The organism is Shewanella sp. 553, from assembly GCF_059338375.1.
This window is the reverse complement of record NZ_CM181701.1, coordinates 2719207-2743234: the sequence shown is the minus strand read 5'-3', so window position 1 is coordinate 2743234 and position 24028 is coordinate 2719207. Positions and strand designations below refer to the sequence as shown.

Sequence of the window (24028 nt, the reverse complement as noted above, 5' to 3'; positions counted from 1 at the left end):
TTTTAGCGCTGCACAATAGGCATTTGTGCAGTGAGCTTGATATAATGGCTAAATTGCTGTCTAAATTTATCCCCCTCGGAACTTCCATGAAATTTATCGTAAAACTGTTTCCTGAAATCATGATGAAAAGCAAACCGGTAAGAATGCGTTTTACCAAGATGCTTGAAACTAATATTCGTAATGTGCTGCGCAAGGTCGATGAGGACGCAAAAGTCCAGCGCCAGTGGGATAAAATCATGGTTATGGTACCCGCAGATAAGCCTGAAATGGTGGCTGTATATGCCGAGCGCTTAGCCTGTATTCCTGGGATCGCCCATGTGCTGCAAGTTAAAGAGAGTACCTTTGAGTCGGTTGACGATATCTATCAGCAGACGTTAGCCCTATATAAAGATCAACTTGCGGGAAAAACCTTTTGTGTAAGGGTCAAGCGCAGTGGTAAGCATGAGTTTAACTCGATTGAAGTTGAACGCTACGTGGGCGGTGGTTTAAATCAGTTTACCGACGCTACTGGCGTTAGGCTGAAAAACCCCGATATGACGGTTAATTTAGAGATCGATAGAGAGCACCTTTATCTGGTTGAAAAACGTATCGACGGACTCGGCGGTTTCCCTATGGCTACCCAAGAAGATGTACTTTCTTTGCTGTCTGGTGGGTTTGACTCGGGTGTGTCGAGTTACCAGTTTATTAAGCGTGGCTCGCGAACCCATTATTGCTTCTTTAATCTTGGCGGCGATCAACATGAGATCGGTGTAAAGCAGGTTGCTTACCACTTATGGCAAAAATACGGCGAATCTCATAAGGTTAAATTCGTTTCAGTCCCGTTTGATCCTGTCGTGACCGAGATTTTAGAAAAAATAGATAATGGTCAGATGGGTGTTATCCTTAAGCGGATGATGATGCGCGCTGCGACTCGGGTTGCCGAAAAAATGGGTATTCAAGCATTAGTGACTGGTGAGGCTATGGGGCAGGTATCGAGCCAGACTTTGACTAACCTCAATGTGATAGATCGCTGCACCGATATGTTGATTTTACGCCCACTTATTGTGATGGATAAGCAAGATATTATTAATCTGAGTCGTCAAATTGGCACCGAAGATTTCGCCAAGTCGATACCCGAATACTGCGGTGTTATTTCACAAAAACCTACGGTAAAAGCGGTATTATCAAAAATCGAGGCCGAAGAAGCTAAGTTTTCTGACGATCTGTTAGATAGGGTGATTGCCGATGCCGAAATTATTGATATTAGGGAGATAGCAACCAGCATGGATACTAAGATCACGGCAACTGAAACCGTTGACTCAATTGGTGGTGGCGAAGTTGTCATCGACATTCGTGCTCCAGAAGAGCAAGAGCAGAGCCCATTAACGATTGACGGGGTCGAGATTAAAACCATTCCATTCTTTAAGTTGGCCACTCAGTTTGCCGCCCTCGATAAAGATAAAACCTATCTATTGTATTGCGATAGAGGGGTAATGAGTAAGTTGCAGGCGTTGTATCTGCAAGAGCAAGGCTATAATAACGTGAAGGTCTATCGCCCGTAATTGTTATTTAGCTTTTAAAAGCCGCCTAACAGGCGGCTTTTTGTTATCTGATGTTTACACGATAGTCAGTACATTATGTGGTTAACATACCATGGCGACTCACAAGGGTTTAGCGCCTGAATCTAATGCAGCCTGCAGGTTAGTGTATCTGCGAAGGTTTAGTTTATATGACTTGATTGAGTCCAGCTAGCTGACTTAAACGATGAGACAAAGCGACTTGATAAAGTTAAGAGATTGGCTTCATAGGTAAAAGTCACAATGGGAGGCACAGTCATCCATGGGCCTAGCAGATGGCTATAATGGTGCAAGATGAATATTGCTAATATTATATTACCAATAAGCTACTTTGATTGGCTCAAAGGTTGAATAAGTGGCCATAATGAGTGGTAATAAAAAAGCCGCATCAAAGAATGCGGCTTTTTATGACTTGCAATAAGTACTATTGCTCGTGATGATGCAACTTATGCTACTCTGCAAGTTGTGCGCTAACGGCTTCGGTCTTTAATTGCTCATCTTCATGTGCAATTAAAATAGCGTTGAGGTCATCATTGAGATCTTGTTGCATCTGGGTCAATCCTTCGGCCAACTCTGCGCTGATCGATGCATGTAAATCGGTAGTATCTACAAGGATTTCATCTGCGTTTACGACAGTTGAGCTAGAGAGCAACGCCATAGCAAAAACAGTCTTAAAGTTAATCATATTAATCGTCTCCGAGCGATTGCTATTGGGGGATTAGACACTCCCCCTTCTCGTCGTAGAGGCTGTCTAATATCATCGTTTAATTGGTGCAAATTTTACCAGTTCCTTGTTTCTTTACAAACGATAAAATGTAACAATTAGGATTAGGAAAACTAATCAAAATGTGCGACAAGGATCACTATGTCTAGACGTCTACCTCCACTGAATGCGGTCAAAGCATTTGAAGCTGCTGCCAGGCATTTAAGCTTTACACGAGCAGCAGAAGAATTGTTTGTCACGCAAGCCGCTGTTAGTCATCAAATTAAGGCGTTGGAGGAGTACCTTGGCTTAAAATTATTCCGTCGTAAAAACCGCTCTTTGTTGTTAACTGAAGAGGGGCAGGGCTATTTTCTCGATATCAAAGATATTTTCATTCAGCTGGCCGATGCAACAGATCGTTTACTTGCTCGAAGCGCCGTAGGATCCCTTACTGTCAGTACCTCGCCGAGTTTTGCGATTCAATGGTTAGTGCCTCGTTTATCTAATTTCAGTGAAAAGAATCCTGATATTGATGTGCGCATTAAAGCTGTCGACGATGAAACCAGTTCGCTTACTGACGATGTTGATGTGGCTATCTATTATGGCATGGGAAACTGGCCCGGTGTGCGTGCCGACAAGCTGCGCAATGAGGTGTTAATTCCAGTGTGTTCACCCATGTTACTCAATGGACCTAAACCACTTCAGCAGCCAAGTGATTTAAAGCATCACACCCTATTACATGACTCAAGTCGTCACGATTGGCAGGCTTGGTTTCGGCAATGTGGCATTAATGATATTAATGTGAACCAAGGTCCCATTTTTAGTCATTCATCGTTAGTCTTACAGGCGGCAGCTCATGGTCAAGGGGTTGCATTGGGTTACAGTGTCTTGGCGAGACCCGATATTAAAGCCGGCCGTTTAGTCTGCCCTTTCTCTGAAGTGCTGGTAAGCAAAGATGCCTATTACCTCGTGTGTCAGCAAAACCATGCCGAAATCGGTAAGATTGCCGCCTTTAGGCAATGGATGTTAGATATGTTTGAAGAGGAGTCTCGTAGTGAGTTGTTGCCAGGTTAAGGATGCGGATAATCAAGATACTAAGACGGCTACCTTTAGCCGTTTGTTGCTTGAGCAACCTATGCTTGATAACGCATTGCCGAGTAGCGAATGTTGGCTTTCAGGGCCTGTGGCGGACAAAGACACTGATATCGACACGCTGATTTTGTTGGCCCATGGCGCAGGTGCCAATATGGCGCATCCCTTTATGGCCGATTTGGCTGCTGGATTAAGTGCTACAGGAATGAGTGTAGTGCGCTTTAATTTCCCTTATATGCGTAACAATGCCATTGATGGCAAACGACGCCCGCCAGACAGGGCGCCTAAACTCTTAAATGATTTTAAGTTACATATTGAGGCGATACGTCAACGCTACCGTCCGCGGCAACTGATTTTAATGGGTAAGTCGATGGGCGGGCGTATGGCCGCTATGGTATCGAGCGAAGTGGCGGTCGATGCCGTGATTTGCTTGGGTTATCCATTTGTGCCACCGAAAGGGGGCGAGCCAAGACTCGAGCCGATTGCTTTGTGTCCCGCGCCATTGCTGGTGATACAAGGGGAGCGCGATAAATTTGGCGCTAAAGGGCAAGTAGAACCATGGCTTACCCCATATTCTGCGCAGTTACTATGGTTAAGCGATGGCGATCATAGTTTTGCGCCGCGAAAGTCGTCAGGCACCACACAAGCGGCTAACCTGCAACAGGCAATATCTTATAGCGTGAGTTTTATTAGGGGGTTACATGCATAAAGGATTTTTACTCATGGCGGCGCTCAGTGGTTTTATGGCCGTGGCGTTAGGCGCCTTTGCCGCACACGGGTTAAAGCAGGTCACGAGTGCCGAGATGATAACTATCTTTAATCTGGGCGTTGAGTATCAGTTTTATCATACCTTTGCCTTAATTGCGGTGGCCTTTGGTGGTCATTGGTTAAAGTCGCGTTTAATCACGTGGGCTGGATATCTGTTTATGCTGGGGATTGTGCTGTTTTCAGGCTCGCTTTACTTGTATGCCTTGCTTGGTGCCAAATGGACTGGCCCTGTAACGCCGATGGGGGGATTTTGCTTCTTACTTGGTTGGCTGTTTATTGCCGTTGCGGTATGGCGTGACAGGGTGGTTGAGCTGGATGATTAGTGCCTTGCCTGTTATGGCAATCGTATTCGTTTAGTAGAAAGTGTAGAATGGCGGCCGATTGTTTTGGTCGCCATTTTTTATTCAGGAAGTTCTGATGATTAACCTATTTTTATATTGCCGTGCTGGCTACGAGAAAGAGTGCGCCGCCGAGATCCAGCATCGCGCTGCTGAATTGGATATTGGTGGCTTTGTCAAAACCAACAAAAATGACGGTTACGTTATTTTTCAATGTTTTCAAGCTGGCGACGCCGATATTCTGGCTAAAAAGCTGGAGTTAGATTCGCTCATTTTTACTCGTCAGATGTTTGCCGCCAATGAGTTACTAAAATCACTGCCTGAAAACGATCGCGTCACGCCAATCGTTGAAGCGTTAGCCAAAGTGAGCAAAGCGGGCGAGCTGAGGGTTGAAACCCCTGATACCAATGAAGCGAAAGAGTTATCTAACTTCTGCCGTAAGTTTACGGTACCGCTTCGTCAAGCCTTAAAGCGCAGTGGCACTCTGCTAGAAAAAGAAAATCCAAAACGCCCGATTATTCATGTCTGTTTTGTTGGTTCAGGCACGGCGTATGTGGGTTACTCGCTCAGCAATAACAGCTCGCCCTACTTTATGGGGATCCCGCGTTTAAAGATGGCTGCGGATGCGCCGAGTCGCTCAACGCTTAAACTGGATGAAGCCTTTATCCATTTTATTCCTAAGGATCAACAAGAGCAGCGTTTACGTAGCGGAATGAACGCCGTCGATTTAGGCGCATGCCCTGGTGGGTGGACTTATCAATTGGTGCGTCGAGGCATGTTTGTGGCCGCTGTCGATAATGGCCCAATGGATCAAGGCTTAATGGACACCGGACAGGTAAAACATTATCAAGCTGATGGTTTTCGTTTTGAACCGCCGCGTAAAAATATTTACTGGTTAGTGTGCGACATGGTTGAGAAGCCTTCGCGAGTGGCGGAGTTGATAGAAGCATGGGCAATTAATGGCTGGTTTAAAGAGGCTATTTTTAATCTTAAACTGCCGATGAAGAGTCGTTATAAAGAGGTGTCGACAATATTAGACACCATGAAGACCATCTTAAAAGAGAATGGCATTGAAGAGTTTCATTTAGCCTGCAAGCATTTGTATCACGATCGTGATGAAGTGACAGTGCACTTATGGCTGCGCCCTAATACGGCTTGGAACTAAGCCTTATCTTGGACAGCATGATATTAAAAAGCCCCACATAATTGCTTATGCGGGGCTTTTTTAATGAGGTGTTAAACCATTAAAGACGGTCAATCACAGCTTGAGTGAAATCGGTAGTACCGTGAGTACCGCCTAAGTCACGGGTAGTACGATCGCCTTCGGCGATAACTGCCGACACAGCGCCTCGGATAGCTTCGGCTTTATCAGACATACCCAAGTACTCGAGCATCTGGATAGAAGCTAAGATCACTGAAGTTGGGTTTGCCAAGTTTTTACCCGCAATGTCAGGTGCGCTGCCATGAACGGCTTCGAAGATCGCGGCATTTTTACCAATGTTGGCGCCAGGAGCCATACCTAGGCCACCGACAAGACCGGCACACAAGTCTGACAAAATGTCGCCAAATAGGTTAGTCGTCACAATCACATCGAAGTTTTCTGGGTTCATCACCAGCTTCATGCAAGTTGCGTCAACAATCATCTCTTCGGTCGTGATGTCTGGGTAACGTAGGCTCACTTCACGTGCCACTTTCAGGAATAGACCGGAAGTAGACTTCATGATGTTGGCTTTATGCACGATAGTGACCTTCTTACGGCCCTCTTTACGAGCAAGTTCATAAGCAAATGTGGTGATCTGCTCAGCGCCTTGACGCGTAATAATGCTGGTGGCTTCGGCTGTGTCACCATCGGCCGAGATAGTTTGTCCAAGGCCCTGAATACATACCTTCGGTATTTTCACGTACGGTAATAATGTCGATATTGTCGTAACGGGCTTGAGTACCTTTAAAAGACAATACAGGACGTACGTTAGCGTAAAGACTGAATCGCTTACGTAAAGTCACGTTGATTGAGGTAAAGCCTTCGCCAACTGGAGTGGTAAGTGGACCTTTAAGGGTAATACGATTTTTTTCAATTAAATCGAGAGTACGTTGCGGAAGAAGCTCACCTTGCTTCTCAAGCGCAGCCAAACCTGCATCGGCAAACTCATACTCAAAATCACAGCCTGCTTTATCTAAAATTTTGATTGCTGAGTCGATAATACTAGGTCCAATCCCATCACCCGGGATCACGGTAATTGTTCTTTTTGACATGGAGAGTCCTTCCACGGTTGGTCGTTACTGCTATTGTCTGACCATGTCGAAGACACGGTTTTATGACTATGAATTGTTTAGAAACTTATCCGCTCTATTTTAACCACTTTCGCGCAAGTTTTACAGGAAATAGTGAGCAAAATCACATTATTTGTTGCGCTTAACTTGCATTAATAAAGGCTAATGACGATGATTGATCCTTAAGCGTTAAAAAAGTCTACTTTAGTCTAAGATATAGCGACAGCATGCGACAAAATTGTTAATAAAATAATTATAAATGAGGAAAGCCTTGAAGTTATTACCTACAGCATCACTGACCATGTTATGTGTCAGCCTCTTTTCTGCCGGTACGTTTGCCGCAGATGTCACCCCCAGCGCCATCATGAAATTTGAGTCACTGCATAAGCCAGTATTAGCAGCCCAAGGGAGCGCCTTTGCCGTTGAAGTTGCCCCCGATCGCGGCGATAGTCACGGTTTAGCGAAACGACTCGACTCCAAGAAGTCATTTACAGTGAAAGGCGGATCTAAACCGCAAATCAATCGTGATGGTCGTTTTGCCGCGTTTGTGATTGAGCCGACTTTACTTGCGCAAGAGATGGCTACAGATAAGGCGCGTAAGCAATTAAAGTCGGGGTTGGTATTACTCAATACCGATACCGGTAGCCAAGTGCAGTATGCCAGCGTCGAGCAATTTGCTTTTAATGAAGTAGGCTCGCATCTGGCCATCTGGTATGTGGCCGATGAGGCTTCCGATGAAAGTGATACTCAAGAGGAGGGTGAGCCTCAAGAAAGCGCTGCTACTGAGATTGCTACCCCTAAGGCGACTGACACCAGCGCCCCTAAAGTGGATAAATACGATAAAGGCCGCACTTTAGAATTAGTAAACTTAAACGGTGCTAGCAGTCAAAAAATCGACCAAGTGACTGCTTATTATTTTGATAAGGCTGGCCGTTATGCGCTGGTGGCGCAAAATGATATCACCGCCAATGTGCACAATTTAGTGTTAATCGATCTAACTACCGATAAACAAACTGTGCTACAAACCTATGTTGACCAACAAATTGGTGCGGTAGCAGTAAGCGAAGATGGCCGCTTTGTGGCACATACTTTTGGTGCGGCATCACAGGCGCCTTTTGGCCGTGAATACCAATTGAGCTTATATGGTTTAGCCGATGGCCGCGCTCATAGCGTTTCCAATACAGATGGATGGACCCTTAATCGTTATAGTGAACTGACCTTTTCTGATGATAGCCAGCGCCTATTTTTTGGTCGTGTGCCTCAGGTAAGCCAACAGCTTGAGCTGCCTAAAGTGGCGTCAGAGTCCGATCTTTTTGACCCTAGTATGATCACCGCTCAGCGTGGTCTTAAGCTTTGGCATGGCGACGATCCTAGGATTAAACCTAACGAAATAAAACAATATGAAAAAGATCTTAAGCGCAGTTATCTAGCGGTATTGCATCTTGATAGCAATCAAGTGGTGCAACTAGCTGATCTACAAGTTCCAGATATTGAGCTGCAACAGCAGCAGCGCTATTTGATTGCCAGTTCGGATAAGCCTTATCTTAAAATGATCACCTGGGCGGGCTTTTACCACGACTACTATATTGTTGACATCAATACGGGCCGCAAAACGTTGTTTTTAACCCAGCAGCCCAGTGATGAAGTACCGACCTTATCGCCAAATGGACGTTTTGTGGCGTATTACCAGCAAGGTGAGCTATTTCTCTATCAGATAGCACAAGATCGACGCGTGCACCTCACCATGGGGATAGATACGCCGTTTGCCGACGAAGATCATGATTACCCCTCGGCCGCACCGAGTTACGGTTTTGGTCCCTGGCTGGACGATGGCTCGGCGCTTTTAGCTTATGATAAATATGATATTTGGCAATTTAATACCGAATCATTTACTGGGTTTACGCTTACGGCGGGCCAAGGGCGTCAGCAGCAGATCCAATATCGAGTTGCAGCTTTAGTGGAGCATAAAAATAAACCCACAACCTTAACCGATGGCCAAAGCGTGTTATTACATGGTTATAACGAGCGTACTAAAGGTGATGGTTTTTATCAGGCTAAGGTTGGGGTAGCTGGGGTTAAGGCATTGATGCAAGGCGATTATAAACTCACGCCTTTAGCCCGTGCAGAGCACAGTGATACGGTACTATTTAGTAAGCAGCGTTATGACCTGTACCCCGATATATACAGCAGCGATATTAGCGCGCCGCAGCGCGCAGTGCGTCAAACCGACCTAGATAGCCAAAAACGTGGTCTCGATTGGGGTAATGCTGAGCTGGTACACTGGACCAATGGTGATGGCCAGCCATTGGATGGCGTATTAATTAAACCGAGCAATTACCAAGCGGGTAAACGCTATCCTGTACTGGTCTATTTTTACCGTTTTATGAGTGACAGGTTGCATGCTTTTCCGCAAATGAAACTCAACCATCGGCCCAATTTTGCTTGGTATGCCGACAATGGCTACGCTATTTTCTTACCCGATATCCGTTTTGAAGTAGGGTATCCGGGGGCGGCATCGGTTCAGGCTTTAACTTCTGGTGTACAGCATTTGATTGAAATGGGGATTGCCGATAGAGAGGCGATTGGTATTCAAGGTCATTCGTGGGGCGGGTATCAAACCGCATTTGCGGTGACTCAAACCCATATATTTAAAGCGGCGGTAACAGGGGCTCCAGTGGCAAACATGACCAGTGCTTACAGTGGCATACGTCACGGAACAGGCCTTGCCCGTCAGTTTCAGTATGAAACGGGTCAGAGTCGTATAGGTGAAAGTTTGTTCAATTCGCCGCAAAAATATATCGAAAATTCACCAGTATTCTATGCTGAGCGGATTAAAACACCTATGATGATCATGTTCGGCGACAAAGACAATGCCGTGCCGTGGGAGCAAGGCGTTGAGCTTTATTTAGCCATGCGACGTGCGGGTAAAGAGGTGGTGTTTTTACAGTATGAAGATGAGCCTCATCATCTGAAAAAGTACCCCAATAAACTCGATTACAGCCTACGTATGATGCAGTATTTCGATCATTACCTTAAAGGCACGCCAGCGCCGCAATGGTTGCAGCAAGGCGAAGCGTATACTGAGTATAAAAAAGCCGATTAAGTGATGTTGATGCGCGAGCAATAATTTAATTGAGTGAAAGCCGAGCGCAACCTTGCTCGGCTTTTTGTTATCCAAAATAACAACAGGAATGCCCATGACGATTAAAAATAACGATGCAGATACTGACAGAGCAAAAACCCTTGGCGACAATCAAGGCGCGCACAACCAAGGTGCTAGGGTAAAGTTTCCACCACCGCTAGTCTTTATCATTATGATAGGGTTAGCCTATGTGGCTGAGCTGTATTATCCGTCGGGTATTACGTTGCCCACAGTCGTTAAGGTGTTGGCGCAGCTGCTGATGTTACTTGGCTTGTTGATGCTTGTGCATTTACTGTTGATTTTTAAACGAAACCGTACTTCGATTGAGCCTTGGGGGACGGCCTCATGCATCATCACCAGTGGCTATTATCGTTACTCGCGTAACCCAATTTATGTGATTTTTTGTCTCTATCCTCTTGGTCTGGGAGTGGTACTCGATTCGCTATGGGTGATATTTAGTGTGATCCCCAGCTGCGTGGGAGTGTATTACATTGCGATTAAGCCTGAGGAGCGTTATCTGCGAGCCCGCTTTCCTAAAGCGTATGGCGAGTATTGTCAGCGTGTTAGGCGCTGGTGTTAATCGCACTATCTAGATTATGTTGTTGATTAAGCTCTGCTATGGGTTTCCCCCGCCAACATTAGTGGTTAAATATTGCTGATAAGTATCTTGACCCCATGCAATAAGTTTATTGTTTTTAAACAGCAGTGGGGTGCATTCATCCCGCGTAGTTTCACCATCAGATTGACTGTGGTGAGTGCGGTAAAACAACACTTGTAGCGAGTCTTGCTCGACAGTTTTAGCCTCTGAAAAATCGGCTTTACCTAGCACCAATGTGACGGTATCTAATGGTTGGCCTAAGGTTAACTCACTCAGCTTTGCATTGTTGTAAGCCTGTCTATCTTGCCAGTCCATATCTTCAGGTCTTGGTTCATAAACCAATACAACCACAAGTACAAAAGCGACGTAAGCCGCAAACAGAGTACCAATAATAACGGGGACCTTTGATTTCATGCCGGTATACGCTCCTTATGATTGGCGGTAAACAGAATATCGCCTTTGCAGTTAACATAACCTTTACAATATAAAACAGATGAAATAGCGAAGATAGCTTTAGCTTGGTAAATGTACTCAATTATTCAGTAAGCCAATGTTTACGCGTTATTGGCCTGCTTGATTCTAAAATGGGCCAAATGGGTGTTGAGTGGTATATCAGTTTGAAGTTGGACTAATTTATAGCTCAGTCTGGCAAGTGGTTTTCCCTGCTCAAGTTTCTGTGCCTGTTTCGCGCCGATACTCTCTAGTGAAGCATATACATTGGCTAACGTTCTATAGGTTTTTAATAGCTCAGCAGCCGATTTAGGGCCAATGCCGGGCACACCGGGGATCTTATTACCGCTATCGCCAGCTAGTGCTAAAAAGTCGATGAATTGACTGCGATCGACAGCTAGCTTTTGTTCGCGCTCTGCGATACTGATATCACATTGGTTAAAGTAGTCCCACAGTAAAATGTTGGGGTGCAATAATTGCGTGAAGCCTTTATCGGTTGAGACGATAATGGCCCTGTGCGCTTGACTCATTTTAGTGGCGAGTGTGGCTATGACATCATCGGCTTCCGCTTGGGCATTGATTGAGTTTATTCCAAGCTCTGCCAAGTAGTTTTTAATGCCATCTAATGCTTTTGCTAGCGCATCTGGCATAGGTTTACGGCCTTTTTTATAATCTTCATATAACCGTTTACGCCAAGAGATCGCATCACCATCCCAGACAATAGCGATATGGGTCGGTTCGTGGACTTTGAGTAGTTTTAAGCAGGCAGAACCGACACGTTGGGGTAAGCCATTAACGTCATTTTCGTTGGGTTGGGCGGCATGGATACGCCGCACTAGATTCAGTCCATCAATGATTAAAAACGTATTCATAAACGGTATCGGGTCTCTGCGTTAGCTGATGATTTTATAGCAAGGAAGATATTTGCTACCGGGTAATTTCATGCGTTGTTGGTCGACAAAGGCTTGCAATAGTGTGTCCATCATCGCCATGAGTTTAGGGTCGCCTTTAAGTTCAAATGGGCCAAATTGTTGAATATCTCTGATGGTATCCATTTTCACATTTCCCGCGACGATGCCTGAAAATGCGCGCCTTAGGTTAGCGGCTAGTTCCGCTTTGTTATTGATAAAATATAGGTTTAAATTACTCATTACTTCATGGGTGGGTGTAAAAGGTAGCTGGAATTCGGGTTCAATTTTAAGTGACCAATTGTACTGGTATGAGTCACCAATCTCCTTACGGTAGTGTTTAATATCATCCATGCCATGGCTCATAATGCGAGCCACATGCACAGGATCATCTATGATAATTTGGTACTTGTCTTGCGCTTCTTTGCCTAATGTAGCGGCAATAAATTCATCAATTTTATTAAAATAATCTTCACTCTCTCTTGGCCCTGTTAAGATGAGTGGAAAAGGGAGTGGTTGATTTTCTTTACTGAGTAAAATACCCAGTAGATAGAGCAACTCTTCGGCGGTTCCGGCGCCGCCGGGGAAGATAATGATACCGTGACCAAGGCGTACAAAGGCTTCTAGGCGTTTTTCGATATCAGGTAGAATGACCAGTTCATTGACAATTTGATTGGGCGGCTCGGCGGCGATGATACTGGGTTCGGTTAAGCCTATGTATCTGGCATCGCGGACCCGCTGTTTAGCGTGACCAATCGCCGCGCCCTTCATTGGTCCCTCCATTGCGCCAGGACCACAGCCAGTACAAATATCGAGATTGCGTAAACCTAGCTGATAGCCGACTTCGCGGGTGTATTGGTATTCATCGCCATTAATACTATGGCCACCCCAGCACACGACAATATTAGGTTCGCGGCGAGGAATAGCCTGAGCATTACGTAAGATATCAAATACCACATTGGTGATGTGGCTCGAATTTGTGAGGTTAATATGTTTGAGGTTATCGTAACGGTCACTTAAATAGACGATATCGCGTAAGACGGCGAACAGGTGTTCTTGAATGCCCGCAATAATATTACCGTCGACAAAAGCCGCTTCTGGTGGGTTGATTAACTCTATCTTTATGCCACGTTCACGGCGTAGCACATTAATATTAAAATCTTTGTATTGTTCAAATAGTTGAACGGCATCATCGGTGTGGGAGCCGGAGGCGAGTACCGCGAGCGCGCAACTGCGAAATAGTTGGTACAGTTCGCTGCTGGCGTTTTGTTTGAGGCGATCGACTTCCAGTTGTGAAAGTTGATCCATACTGCCTCTAGGACTGATGTTGACGATCATGGCATCTCCTTAATGTGCACAGTGACGCATGAAGATGACAGGAGAATGTCCGGATGCTCACTATGCTAAAAGTGATGTAGCTTTAGCGATATGACTTATGTCAGGGGACTTAAGTTGATGGCTAAATCTTCGGCTGTCGGTTTATGCCTTGGCCTCGGGTTACGCGTCAATAATCACTCTGTCTCTGCTTTCATGTTTAGCCTGATAGAGTGCAGCATCGGCTCGTTCAAAGGTTTCATTTATCTGTTCGGTATCGAGAAGTTGTGCAGCACCTATAGATACTGTAACTGTAATTCTCTGATTTTTAAATTTAAAAGGAATGTTTTTCACTTTTTCCCTTACGCGATTGAGCAGATACTTTATATCGGTCGCCGAGACATCGGGGATAAGTAGGACAAACTCTTCACCACCGTAACGGGCTACAAACTCAGATTCTCGTAAGGAGTTTTTCAGTGCCATGGAGATCACCTGCAAGGTTTTATCGCCTGTGCTGTGACCAAAACTATCATTGATGGCCTTGAAGTGATCGATATCGGCCACTGCGACCCATAGTGGATTTTTATGGCGTTGGTAATTGCGGTACTCAAGCTCCATTCGATCTTCAAGGGCGGCTCGATTGGGCAGTTGTGTCAGTGAGTCGAGCATATTAAGTTTTTGTTGCTCAAATAACCGTTCTTTATAAGCATTGGCCTCTTGACTCAACTCATTGAGTTCGTCTCGCATCGTTTCTATCGACTTACGGAGTAGGGCTTGCTCACGTTGTTCCAACGCTTCTTTGCGACTTAAAGCAGTACGAATAGAGACCAGTTGTTGAGTGACCTGTGATTTGAGCTGGTCAATATTATTAATATCGATAACCGCTTCACCCACATTATCTACTCGTAAATTAATTTCTCTATTAAGCTGCTGTTTGAGTTGGTAACTGCGTTGACTATTATTATAGGAGTCAGTAACCACTTCTCGCACGGCCGATAGCGCATCGTTAAGTACATATAAAAATTCTTGTGAGGCACTTTTTTCTAGCGCGATATTTTCCAGTAATAGGGTTAATACGGTTTGATAAGCATCGATAAGACCATCAATGTCTATTTCACTGGCCAAATAGTCTTTAATGACTAAGACTTGATCGCGCTGATCTTTTCTAAATTCGATTTCTGAGATCATTTGAGCCAACTCATGGGCAAGTTGGCGGTGTTTGGGTAATATCTCGAGGGAGTGACCTTGGGTCAATTGCGCCTGTAAAATAGCATCATAAAAATTGACTAGGCTTTTGACTTTTGGGAAATAATCCCAATAACTATGAAAAGGTTTTCCTAAATCTTGTTTGAAATAGGCGATCTCTTTTTTAAGTTTTTCGGGTAACGAGTCAAATCGTTGTAGCTGGCGTACCACTTTGGTTAAGCTTGCGCGGCCATCTTCTAACTGCGCCATAACATGATGATATTGGTGTTTAATTAAATGCTCAACTTCGACTAATTCAGGTAAGACTTCTTCGATTTGTTCGACGTTTGTCAAGTTATGACGCAGTTTAGCTAATTTATTATCCAGTTCGATATTTTGCCCTTTACAGGCGAGGCTTAACTGACTGATAAATTGCAGCAAACAATGTTGATTTTGGTTTTTTTGTTCGCTGAGTTCAACTAATGCAGCTCTAGCAGAATGAAGTTTCTGCTGCAAAAGTGATACTTGTGAAACACTAGCCATAGAGTCTTTCATGCTAGACCTTATAATTGTAATTACGCGTAATCATAATGGTAAAAATATCCTGGGCCGTGCATCTTGAAATAGCTAAATTGATAGCACTTTAAAGCAAGTTATATGGCACTTATGTTATCCCATTAAAGGGGGTAAGCAAACGAACTTTAGGCGCGAGTTGCGTCATTCTCCGCACTTTTGATCATTTAAGCTGTAGCAGAGTCATTATTTGACCAACGAATAAGCGTTTTATCATCATTACATTCCACTTTGACTAAACCGCGATTAATGCCTTTTTCTAAGTGTGAATAGAGCGGCGCGGAGAACACAGCGACAGGTGCAAAACTCTGTGGTGTGATTGAGACAAAATAGTCTTTATTGTGGCCGAGACTTATCGCACCAGCGACCATCATTTGCAGTACATCAAAATAGGTTTTTGGTTCGAGTTTAATATCGGGGTCTTGTAGTAGCGGTAGGCTCAATATACCTAAATGTAACTGGGCATCATTAAGCTTAGGTTGGGAGTCAAGCACGTGGCGAATATTTTCCAGCAGTGTTTGGCGTTCTTGCATCTTTTTGAGCGTAATAGCCAAAACGCCCGGGCGGATTAGGTAACTGTCACAATCGAGTTGTTGGTTTAATTGGTGTATAAACTGCTGCTGCACTTGTGCAGAAGTGTCCAGTCCCCATTCGATGTCGATATTGTGTTTGTTGGTTAAGGAAATTAATCCCACCATGGCTAGATTGTCGATTTGGGCTAAGGATTCAATTAACCCTCGGTAGCCATTAATTTCACTAACGGGTTCAGTAGACAATTGGCGTTTTAGGTTGAACTTACGTCGGCGAATTTGTTGCTTACTACGCCATTGATAAAGACAAAACAATAACAATAGGGCTGCTAATGCAAGGCTTATCACTGATGCCGTTTTAAACTGTGCAAGTTGTTGTTGTAGGAGGTTACTTGCGGCTTTTAATTGGCTTAATTGTAGTTCAAGCTTTTGTTCTGCAAGGCTATTACTATGCTGTTCTGTTTTTTCATTGGCTTGTTGATTAAGCTCTTCGCTAAGGTCGAGCAGTTGTGTTAGCGCATTGTGGGCTTTTTCTGTATCTCCTAGTGCGATAAAGGCTTGAATGCGATAGCGTAATGCCTCAATCATCTGCTCTAAGAGGCTTTTTTCTTTGGCTAACAGAAAGGCTTTGGCGGCATAGTGATTAACCATGCGCCAGTCTTCAAGGCTACTGGCAACTTGAGCGATAAGTAGGTCGTTGTATACTAGGTAGTGTTTGCTTTTTTTCTGTAAAAATAAGTTGTTAGCCTTTACTAAGAAGTCTAATGCGGTTTGGGCTTCATTGTTATTAAAATAGGCTTCACCTAAATTATGAAAGTTAAGCGCCTGAGCGGTTAGGTTACCGCTTTTGACATCAATTTGTTGCGCATTAAGATAATAATCAATGGCTTGGTTCCATAACCCTTGCTCGGCATAAACAATCGCAATCGCTGTCATGCAACTTGATAAATAATTATCGTTATTGAGAGCTTTAAAACTGTCTGCTGCCTTGTGAGCATATTGTAATGCTTCATCCCAAGATTGTAGATCGCGATAAACCCGTGCCAATCTCAGTGATAATGTTGCATTTAAGAAAGGTTTGTTGATGTTTTCTGAGCGACGATATGCTTCGGTGTAATGTTGTAATGCTTTAGTAAATTCTTCATTTTGAGTATAGAGTTTGCCTAATGCTGCTTCAGCGTTGGCGCTGAGGTAGTCATTATTGAGCTGATAGGCGAGTTGTCGATATTGATTAAGGTGGAGTTGGGCTTGAGGTATTTGTAGTGTAATACGATAGAGATCGCCTATTTGGTGATGGATATTGTGTCTTAGCAGCGTGGTGCGAATATCTTCAGTGTTACCTAGTTGATTAAGGGCTTGAGTATAAAGCGCAATGGCTTGTTGGTAATCTTGCTTTTCTCTTCCTGCTTTACGTGCTTGTAACATGTATAAATTACTGATGTCGTAAGGTGTGTCAGCAATGGTTTCTAGTGACGCAATGAGAGCGCTAGCCTTGCTTATGCTGGTGTTTTCTCCTAACCCTGGCTCAAGATAGATACGTGCGAGCCATTGCAGTTGCTCTTCTAATTCATCAGCATCGAAACCATGCTCAAGCGCCAATTGTCTAAATTCAATGTCACTGCTAAAGCTGAGGTCAAAGTTTAGAGGTGGCATCAACTCTTCAAAAAGCAGGCTAGGCGTCTCCCGTATTTTAACCTCTTGTGATACAAGTTGAAGTTGGCTATATGCGGCAGTTGCCGCAGAGCAATACAAGAATGCCGATACTAATAAACAATAGAAAAAAGCGCGCATGAGGATCTCGCCACATCCCTTTAATTAAGGGCTTATTATGATTTTTAAATTAGGTTCGTAACTCAATGTTATTGAGGTATGAGGACGAACTTGATGTGGCAACAATAGTAACAGAAGGAGACGCGCGAGAAACTAGCTATACGCTTGATTTTGAGTTTAAATGTCTTTTTTATCGTCGAATATTCTATCGAGGTTAAGTGCTATATAGACTTTAGTCTAAGCCTGTCACCTAGCTGGATGTGTTATTTCTATTAACGTTTATTGCTTAATATCGATTGAAGCTTACCTTTATTTACGGCGGTAAAGTGTCAATTTATCTTAAGGTTTGGCAACTCGATACAAAAAGCCACCGCAGATGGTGGTGGCTTTTTATTCATACCTGCAGAGCTAACCAATAGGTCAGGTTAAGCCTTGCTCACTAACTTAGTGATTAACTGCTTTACAGGCTATCTTCGAAACCGCCAAGCACTTCCACTAAGGCGTTCATCAAGGCGATTAATTCGCTGCCCATTAAGGCAAAGTCTGCGTCCAGTCGTGCGATAGGATCTTCGGTGCCCACTTCGTCATTGCCTGCTCTAAACTCTTCAGAAAACTTAAGGCGTTTAATGCCAGCATCTGATTGCAGTACAAACGCAATGGATTGAGCAAAATGCAGTGCTAACTTATGTACTTGCTTACCCGTTTCGATATGGGCAAGGACCTCGTTTTCGGTCAGATCTTGCTGCTTGAAGCGTACAATACCACCTTCATCTGAGTCAGATTTGAGTTCGGCTTCATCTTGCATCTCAAACGGCGCTGGTGCGCTATTGGCTTTTAACCAATCGGTTAACTGGGTTTCAATAGGCGTTTTAAAGCTCAATGGAATAACCGGTAGCGAGCCTAATGCCTTACGCAGTAGCGCGAGTAACTCTTCTGCCTTAGCGGCGCTTGAGCTGTCGACTAAAATCATATCGATCTCAGGCAAGATCAACGCATGAGTCTGGCTACGACGAGAAAAAGCGCGTGGTAGCAAGGTCGTGGTGATCTCATCTTTTAATGCATCTTTCTCTTTTTTCGCCAGTTTACGATTTTCTGCATCTTCGATTTGCATGACTTTTTCATCAAGCGCCTCTTTAATCACTTGTGATGGGAGAATTTTCTCTTCTTTGGTGACACAAATAAGGTGTCTGTCACCTGCGCTATGGACTAAGGTGTGCCCGAGTTTACCTAATGCTTTTGAAAAGCCAAACTTGCTGATGTCCTGACTTGAGCAGGGAGAAAAGGTAAAGTCTTCAAGTGACTTCTCTAGCGCTTCTGTATCGACAGAGAAAGGTTTATTAAAACGATAAACAGTAAGATTTTTAAACCACATGATAGGCGCCCAATCAAAAATAAAGCCGCAGTGTAAGCCATTGTCGACGTCGGGTAAACCGCTATCGCTTAGCGGCAAAATGTCATAAAAAGTTCGCTTTTAGCATAATTCATCAAACTGTCACATTACTTTTAGTCTTGCTCAAAGCCTTACTCTGTATGGCTTTGAGAGCCAATCTCATCGTCTTCATACGCTTAGCTCGATAGCAATGCCAAAACATGAAATAAAACTGCAACATAAAAATTGCACACTTTCGGCCGTCCAAACCAATAACCCAGACGAACATACGTCGAAAGGATTAAATGATGAACGTTTTTTGTAAAACTCTGCTTGCTTCTGCGTTAGCAACAGCCACTCTTGCATCTGCACAGGCGGCGGATCCATTGACTGTTTACGGAAAGTTAAATGTGACGGCTCAATCTAATGATGTCGATGGTGATGCAACAACGACGATTCAAAGTAACGCTTCACGCTTTGGTGTTAAAGGGGATTTTGAGTTAAGCCATTCGCTCGAAGCTTTCTATACTGTGGAATATGAAGTTGATACCGGTGACTCAGCCAAGGAAAACTTCAAGGCGCGCAATCAGTTTGTTGGCCTTAAAGGTAACTTTGGGGCTTTTTCTGTTGGCCGTAACGACACTATGCTTAAGGTGTCTCAAGGTAAGATTGACCAGTTTAACGATCTCTCGGGTGATCTGAAAATCTTATTTAAAGGTGAAAACCGTATCGAGCAGACAGCGACTTATATTACGCCAGCCTTTAGCGGTTTTACCCTTGGGGTGACCTATGCCGCAGAAGGTGCAAGTTCACAATATGCTCAAGATGGATTTAGCGTTGCAGCCATGTATGGTGATGCTAAGTTGAAAAAATCGCCTATCTTCGCCTCGGTTGCCTATGATGCAGACGTAAAAGGCTACGAGGTGGTGCGCGCCACGGTGCAAGGTAAAATTGCCGATTTAGTGTTAGGTGGTATGTATCAGCAGCAAGAGGCGACTTACACTAAGTTAGGTGAAGCGGTTGTCGGCGCCGAGAGTAAAACGGGCTACTTGTTAAGTGCGGCTTACACCATAGAGGCTATCGTGCTGAAAGCGCAATACCAAGATATGGAAGATTTGGGTGACTCATGGTCAGTGGGTGGTGATTACAAACTGGGTAAGCCAACTAAGCTACTTGCTTTTTACACTAACCGTTCGTTAGAAGCTGAAGTTAACGATGAAAAATACTTCGGTGTAGGCTTAGAGCATAAATTTTAATGTGACTCTATAGCCAGCTTTAATTGCCATTAACGCTGAGTCAAAAACCCTTAATGCCAGCATTAAGGGTTTTTTGTTTGATGGATTTAATCTAGCCCTGCTAGTCATTAAAGGCAGCCATATCTATGTTTATTCACCTTATATGGGGGTACTTAAATTAAGGTGATATTGTGGTGGCATAGGCAACAGGGATAAAGCAAATAGGCTGAATAGAGGTGGCTTGGTAAGTAAGGTTAACTTGCCATAAATGCAAACAGGCGCCATTAACTCATCGTTAAGTGGCGCCTATTTATTGCGAGGTTATGCGAGGAGGATTTACTTGTCGTCCTTTTACTGATTACTGGTCATCCTGCTGAGGGACATAACCTTCAATTTCGACCTCTTTACCTTCAAATAAAAAGTTGACCATCTGCTCTTCGAGGAACTTACGGTCGTCAACATTCATCATGTTGAGCTTTTTCTCGTTGATAAGCATGGTTTGTTTTGCTTGCCAAAGTGTCCATGCCTCTTGACTAATATTGTCAAAAATACGTTTACCCAACTCTCCTGGGTAAAGTTGGAAGGCTAGGCCGTCAGCCTCTTTCTTTAGATATTGGCAATTCACTGTACGCGCCATGATTACTCCTTAATGACTACTGAACCTAGGCTGGCTAAAATACGCTCGGTTGCCGCAGCAAGGCCAACTTTCGGTGGATTGGTTATGTTATACCAGAGTGATGCATCATCTTCCATTACCAGATGGGCTTTTGCTGCCACTTTATCTTGGCTGTCACTTTGGACTATGGTGCCCTCTATGGCGGTGATATCGAGATGGAAATGGCTAAAGGTGTGCCTAAAACTGGTGAGCGGCTCAGCTAAGTGCAGCCTAATTGCATGCTGCTGGGCATAGTTATCCAACTCGGCTTGAGAGGCAAATTGAGGGAAACACCAGAGCCCGCCCCAAATGCCTGCCGGAGGACGTTTAATCATCATGACCCGCTTGTTATTGCGGATCACCAACATAAAGGCTTGTTTTTCTGGGATGCTTTTTTTAGGTTTTTTCCCTGGGTACTCGGTTTGGCGTCCCATTAACTGGGCTTGGCAATCGACTGCCACAGGGCACTGTTCGCACTTAGGTTTTGTGCGAGTACAGATGCTGGCACCAATATCCATCATCGCTTGATTGTATTGGGTAATGTGCTGTTTTGGCGTAAGGGTGTCGGTAAGCTGCCATAGCTGCTCCTCAACCTGCTTTTTTCCTGGCCAGCCAGCGATGGCGCCGTGGCGCGCGAGCACTCTTTTTACATTGCCATCTAAAATCGGATGATGTTGACCAAGAGAGAGCGATAACACCGCGCCTGCTGTGGAGCGACCAATGCCGGGTAACGCTAATACTTGTTCAAATTCAATAGGAAACTCGCCGCCATGCTGGGTGACGATAAGCTGGGCACTTTTATGCAAGTTGCGCGCTCTGGCATAGTAGCCTAGGCCCGTCCAATGGTGCAGCACTTCATCTTGCTCGGCCATTGCGAGCTCTTTTATGCTCGGAAATCGCTGCATAAAGGCTTCGAAATAGGGAATAACAGTCGCGACTTGCGTCTGCTGCAACATGATCTCAGAAACCCATACTTTATAAGGGGTTTTATCTTGTTGCCAAGGAAGGTGCTTACGGCCGTGTTCGGCGTACCAGCTAACAATGCGCTGGTGAAATGGCTCTTTTTTCATGGCGCACAGTGTATAGAGCGTATCTTGGTTTCTCAACCTAAATAGGCGTTAAGCTATAGCGTTGGTCGCATCTATGATGATTATTGGTATACTTTGGCGACAATAGGGCTTGCACTGCACCAGTAACTTTGCATAATGCCTTTCTTTTTATGATTTCCAAATATATTAGTATCAAGGTTAACTACAATCTTGCTGGTGAGGCGCCGTTATCGGCAGATAACCCTAATTTAAGCTACATCAGAGACTATATGGCCATCGCAGGCAGATTATTGAGGCTAAAACAATGAGTGACGTTACCACCGCTGAATTTAATGAAGAGGGTAAATACCTTCGTAAAGTAAGAAGCTTTGTATTACGAGAAGGGCGTTTAACAAAAGGTCAAGCGGTTGCAATGGAGCAACAATGGCCAGTGATGGGGCTAGATTACTCGCCACAGCCACTGGATTTAGCCGCCATATTTGGCCGCGAAGCAGATACCGTACTGGAGATCGGTTTCGGTATGGGTGCCTCACTGGTCGAGATGGCTAAGGCCGCTCCTGAGCTGAACTTTATTGGTATTGAAGTGCATAAACCTGGGGTTGGCGCATGTTTAGCCGATGCCGCCGAAGCGGGCGTGACCAATTTACGCGTGTTCCATCATGATGCGATTGAAGTGCTCGAAAACAGTATCTTACCTGGCTCTCTTGCGCGGGTGCAGCTGTTTTTCCCCGATCCTTGGCACAAAAAACGTCATCACAAGCGTCGTATTGTGCAGCCTGAATTTGTGCAGACGATTCGTAACAGCCTTAAGATTGGTGGTGTGTTTCATTTGGCAACCGATTGGGAAAATTACAGCGAGCATATGCTTGAGGTTATGACCGCGGCACCTGGTTATAAAAATCAGTCTGTTACCGGGGATTTTGTGCCACGTCCAGAGCATCGCCCCTTAACTAAGTTTGAAGCCCGTGGTCATCGTCTCGGCCATGGCGTATGGGATCTAATGTTCGAACGCTGTGAATAAGATTTTAACATTGCCATGATAATCAAATGATTAATCTGGCTGTATTGAGTAAGTATTGTTAGCAATTAACGGGGTAAAATATGGCAACACGTAGCCGTCGTCTTCGCAAAAAACTGCGTATTGATGAGTTTCAAGAGTTTGGATTTGATGTTAACTGGACATTTGACGATTCAGTGTCAGAAGAGCAGATCGACACTATAGTGGATCAGTTTATTGCCCAAGTGATAGAGGCGCGTAAGTTAGGCTTCCACGGTGGTGGACATAAAGAGTGGGAAGGTATTGTTGCCACTCAGTCTATCGGTAAGTGCACCGAAGAAGACCGTGAAGCGGTACGTGCGTTTTGGCAGCAACAACCGACAACCAAGGTTGAAGTTAGCGAGCTTTACGATATTTGGTGGAATTAATGCCCGAACAGGCATTATTAGAGCAGGTGGTGGCGCAAGTTCGCCCCCTGCTCGGCCAAGGCAAGGTCGCCGACTATATTCCTGCATTAGCTAATGTCGATCCCGGTAAGTTAGGCATTGCGGTCACCACTATTGATGGCACCACCATAGGCGCTGGTGATTACTTAGAGCCTTTTTCGATACAAAGTATCTCCAAAGTGTTTAGCCTGACTGTGGCGCTCACCCTGTATGAAGAACTAGATATCTGGTCTCGGGTAGGCAAAGAACCATCTGGACAATCATTTAACTCCCTAGTGCAAATTGAACTTGAACGTGGCGTGCCGCGTAATCCGTTTATTAATGCTGGCGCTTTAATTATTGCCGATCTATTGCATACTCGTCTTGGAGCACCTAAGCAGCGCATGCTGGAGATAGTCAGGGCTTTAGCGGTAACCCGCATATAGTGTATGACAAGCAGGTGGCTGCATCAGAATATGATCACAGCGCCCGCAATGCTGCGATTGCCTATTTGATGAAGTCTTTTGGTAATTTCAATAATGATGTCAATAAAGTCTTAAAAAACTATTTTCATTATTGTGCCATGCGTATGAGCTGCGCCGATCTGTCTAAGGCGATGCTTTACTTGGCGAATGGCGGTAAAAGTTTGTCGGGTGAGGCGATTGTTTCGCCGGTTCAGACCCGAAAGCTCAATGCCTTATTGGCTACATCTGGCCTATACGACGGCGCAGGGGAGTTTGCTTATCGCGTCGGCATGCCGGGTAAAAGTGGGGTTGGCGGTGGCATTATTGCCGTTATTCCCGGCGATATGAGCGTATGCGTTTGGTCGCCCGAGTTAGATAAAAATGGTAACTCTCTTGCTGGCACCGCAGCCCTTGAGCTGCTATCTCAATCTCTGGGTCGCTCGATTTTCTAATCTTTTGATGAGATTAGCAATAGTGACTAACTACTGGTTTAAATTGCTAACCTCTCGCTTATACCTCTTTTAAATAAATCCTTAAACAATTGATAGTTATACTTATATTTATTTTGGCATAAATCCTGTATTCATTGAGCTTACATTAAGTCAATCTAACAAGCGTCAACGATAGCGATATCTC

At 44.5% G+C, this 24028-nt stretch carries 19 protein-coding genes and 2 pseudogenes; 11 read left to right on the top strand and 10 right to left on the bottom strand.

What is annotated here, in order from left to right:
• Nucleotides 1–86 precede the first annotated feature (86 nt).
• Nucleotides 87–1541, top strand: a complete 1455-nt coding sequence (gene thiI, locus AC5YBZ_RS12175; RefSeq protein WP_494521249.1) for a tRNA uracil 4-sulfurtransferase ThiI — start codon at nt 87–89, stop codon at nt 1539–1541.
• Nucleotides 1542–2007: 466 nt separating this feature from the next.
• On the opposite strand, the gene AC5YBZ_RS12170 is transcribed toward thiI, so the two are convergent.
• The gene (locus AC5YBZ_RS12170) at nt 2008–2241 is read right to left on the bottom strand and encodes a hypothetical protein (RefSeq protein WP_494521250.1); all 234 of its coding nucleotides are present in this window, start codon (nt 2239–2241) and stop codon (nt 2008–2010) included.
• A 180-nt stretch (nt 2242–2421) separates the two neighbouring features.
• Between AC5YBZ_RS12170 and AC5YBZ_RS12165 the strand changes: the two genes are divergently transcribed.
• From AC5YBZ_RS12165 to rlmM, 4 genes are all read left to right on the top strand, one after another.
• Nucleotides 2422–3333, top strand: coding sequence for a transcriptional regulator GcvA (locus AC5YBZ_RS12165; RefSeq protein WP_494521251.1), 912 nt, complete (start codon nt 2422–2424; stop codon nt 3331–3333).
• Nucleotides 3314–4060, top strand: coding sequence for an alpha/beta fold hydrolase (locus tag AC5YBZ_RS12160; RefSeq protein ID WP_494521252.1), 747 nt, complete (start codon nt 3314–3316; stop codon nt 4058–4060). The genes AC5YBZ_RS12165 and AC5YBZ_RS12160 overlap by 20 nt, the downstream gene beginning before the upstream one ends.
• A complete protein-coding gene (locus AC5YBZ_RS12155) occupies nt 4053–4442 on the top strand; it encodes a DUF423 domain-containing protein (protein WP_494521253.1) in 390 nt (129 codons plus the stop codon). Before AC5YBZ_RS12160 ends, AC5YBZ_RS12155 begins: the two co-directional genes overlap by 8 nt.
• Before the next feature lie 94 nt (nt 4443–4536).
• The gene (rlmM, locus tag AC5YBZ_RS12150) at nt 4537–5622 is read left to right on the top strand and encodes a 23S rRNA (cytidine(2498)-2'-O)-methyltransferase RlmM (RefSeq protein WP_475514489.1); all 1086 of its coding nucleotides are present in this window, start codon (nt 4537–4539) and stop codon (nt 5620–5622) included.
• A gap of 79 nt (nt 5623–5701) precedes the next feature.
• Here rlmM and AC5YBZ_RS12145 read toward each other — a convergent pair.
• A pseudogene (locus tag AC5YBZ_RS12145) lies at nt 5702–6710 on the bottom strand (isocitrate dehydrogenase).
• Between the two features lie 289 nt (nt 6711–6999).
• Here AC5YBZ_RS12145 and AC5YBZ_RS12140 point away from each other — a divergent pair.
• Both AC5YBZ_RS12140 and AC5YBZ_RS12135 read left to right on the top strand, forming a co-directional pair.
• The gene (locus AC5YBZ_RS12140; protein ID WP_494542960.1) at nt 7000–9831 is read left to right on the top strand and encodes a S9 family peptidase; all 2832 of its coding nucleotides are present in this window, start codon (nt 7000–7002) and stop codon (nt 9829–9831) included.
• A gap of 94 nt (nt 9832–9925) precedes the next feature.
• Nucleotides 9926–10450 carry a methyltransferase family protein gene (locus AC5YBZ_RS12135; RefSeq protein ID WP_494521256.1) on the top strand — a complete coding sequence of 175 codons (525 nt, stop codon included), beginning with the start codon at nt 9926–9928 and terminating at the stop codon, nt 10448–10450.
• Nucleotides 10451–10486: 36 nt separating this feature from the next.
• Here the strand turns inward: AC5YBZ_RS12135 and AC5YBZ_RS12130 are convergent, their stop codons facing one another.
• The 6 genes from AC5YBZ_RS12130 to rdgC form a co-directional block, all read right to left on the bottom strand.
• On the bottom strand, nt 10487–10882 hold the full coding sequence (locus tag AC5YBZ_RS12130) for a DUF3192 domain-containing protein (RefSeq protein WP_494521257.1): 396 nt from the start codon (nt 10880–10882) through the stop codon (nt 10487–10489).
• Between the two features lie 140 nt (nt 10883–11022).
• Nucleotides 11023–11790 carry a flap endonuclease Xni gene (gene xni, locus AC5YBZ_RS12125; RefSeq protein ID WP_494521258.1) on the bottom strand — a complete coding sequence of 256 codons (768 nt, stop codon included), beginning with the start codon at nt 11788–11790 and terminating at the stop codon, nt 11023–11025.
• Between the two features lie 21 nt (nt 11791–11811).
• A complete protein-coding gene (gene ppnN / locus AC5YBZ_RS12120; protein WP_494521259.1) occupies nt 11812–13164 on the bottom strand; it encodes a nucleotide 5'-monophosphate nucleosidase PpnN in 1353 nt (450 codons plus the stop codon).
• Between the two features lie 159 nt (nt 13165–13323).
• Nucleotides 13324–14880 (bottom strand): GGDEF domain-containing protein, encoded by a 1557-nt coding sequence (locus AC5YBZ_RS12115; RefSeq protein ID WP_494521260.1) that lies wholly within the window; start codon nt 14878–14880, stop codon nt 13324–13326.
• Nucleotides 14881–15065: 185 nt separating this feature from the next.
• Complete coding sequence (locus AC5YBZ_RS12110; RefSeq protein ID WP_494521261.1) at nt 15066–17219, bottom strand: tetratricopeptide repeat protein; 2154 nt, start codon at nt 17217–17219, stop codon at nt 15066–15068.
• Nucleotides 17220–17658: 439 nt separating this feature from the next.
• The gene (gene rdgC / locus AC5YBZ_RS12105) at nt 17659–18570 is read right to left on the bottom strand and encodes a recombination-associated protein RdgC (protein ID WP_494521262.1); all 912 of its coding nucleotides are present in this window, start codon (nt 18568–18570) and stop codon (nt 17659–17661) included.
• 302 nt (nt 18571–18872) lie between these two features.
• Here rdgC and AC5YBZ_RS12100 point away from each other — a divergent pair, with 302 nt between their 5' ends.
• On the top strand, nt 18873–19823 hold the full coding sequence (locus AC5YBZ_RS12100; RefSeq protein ID WP_494542959.1) for a porin: 951 nt from the start codon (nt 18873–18875) through the stop codon (nt 19821–19823).
• A gap of 337 nt (nt 19824–20160) precedes the next feature.
• Here the strand turns inward: AC5YBZ_RS12100 and AC5YBZ_RS12095 are convergent, their stop codons facing one another.
• Together AC5YBZ_RS12095 and mutY are read right to left on the bottom strand one after the other, a co-directional pair.
• Nucleotides 20161–20439, bottom strand: coding sequence for an oxidative damage protection protein (locus AC5YBZ_RS12095; protein WP_494521264.1), 279 nt, complete (start codon nt 20437–20439; stop codon nt 20161–20163).
• Nucleotides 20440–20441: 2 nt separating this feature from the next.
• On the bottom strand, nt 20442–21527 hold the full coding sequence (mutY, locus tag AC5YBZ_RS12090; protein ID WP_494521265.1) for an A/G-specific adenine glycosylase: 1086 nt from the start codon (nt 21525–21527) through the stop codon (nt 20442–20444).
• Between the two features lie 283 nt (nt 21528–21810).
• On the opposite strand from mutY, the gene trmB reads away from it, so the two are divergent.
• The 3 genes and pseudogenes from trmB (at nt 21811) to glsB (ending at nt 23844) form a co-directional block, all read left to right on the top strand.
• On the top strand, nt 21811–22527 hold the full coding sequence (gene trmB / locus AC5YBZ_RS12085) for a tRNA (guanosine(46)-N7)-methyltransferase TrmB (protein ID WP_494521266.1): 717 nt from the start codon (nt 21811–21813) through the stop codon (nt 22525–22527).
• 80 nt (nt 22528–22607) lie between these two features.
• The gene (locus AC5YBZ_RS12080) at nt 22608–22931 is read left to right on the top strand and encodes a YggL family protein (RefSeq protein WP_475514477.1); all 324 of its coding nucleotides are present in this window, start codon (nt 22608–22610) and stop codon (nt 22929–22931) included.
• Nucleotides 22931–23844: pseudogene (gene glsB, locus AC5YBZ_RS12075) on the top strand (glutaminase B). The gene AC5YBZ_RS12080 and the pseudogene glsB overlap by 1 nt, the downstream one beginning before the upstream one ends.
• Nucleotides 23845–24028: the final 184 nt, after the last annotated feature.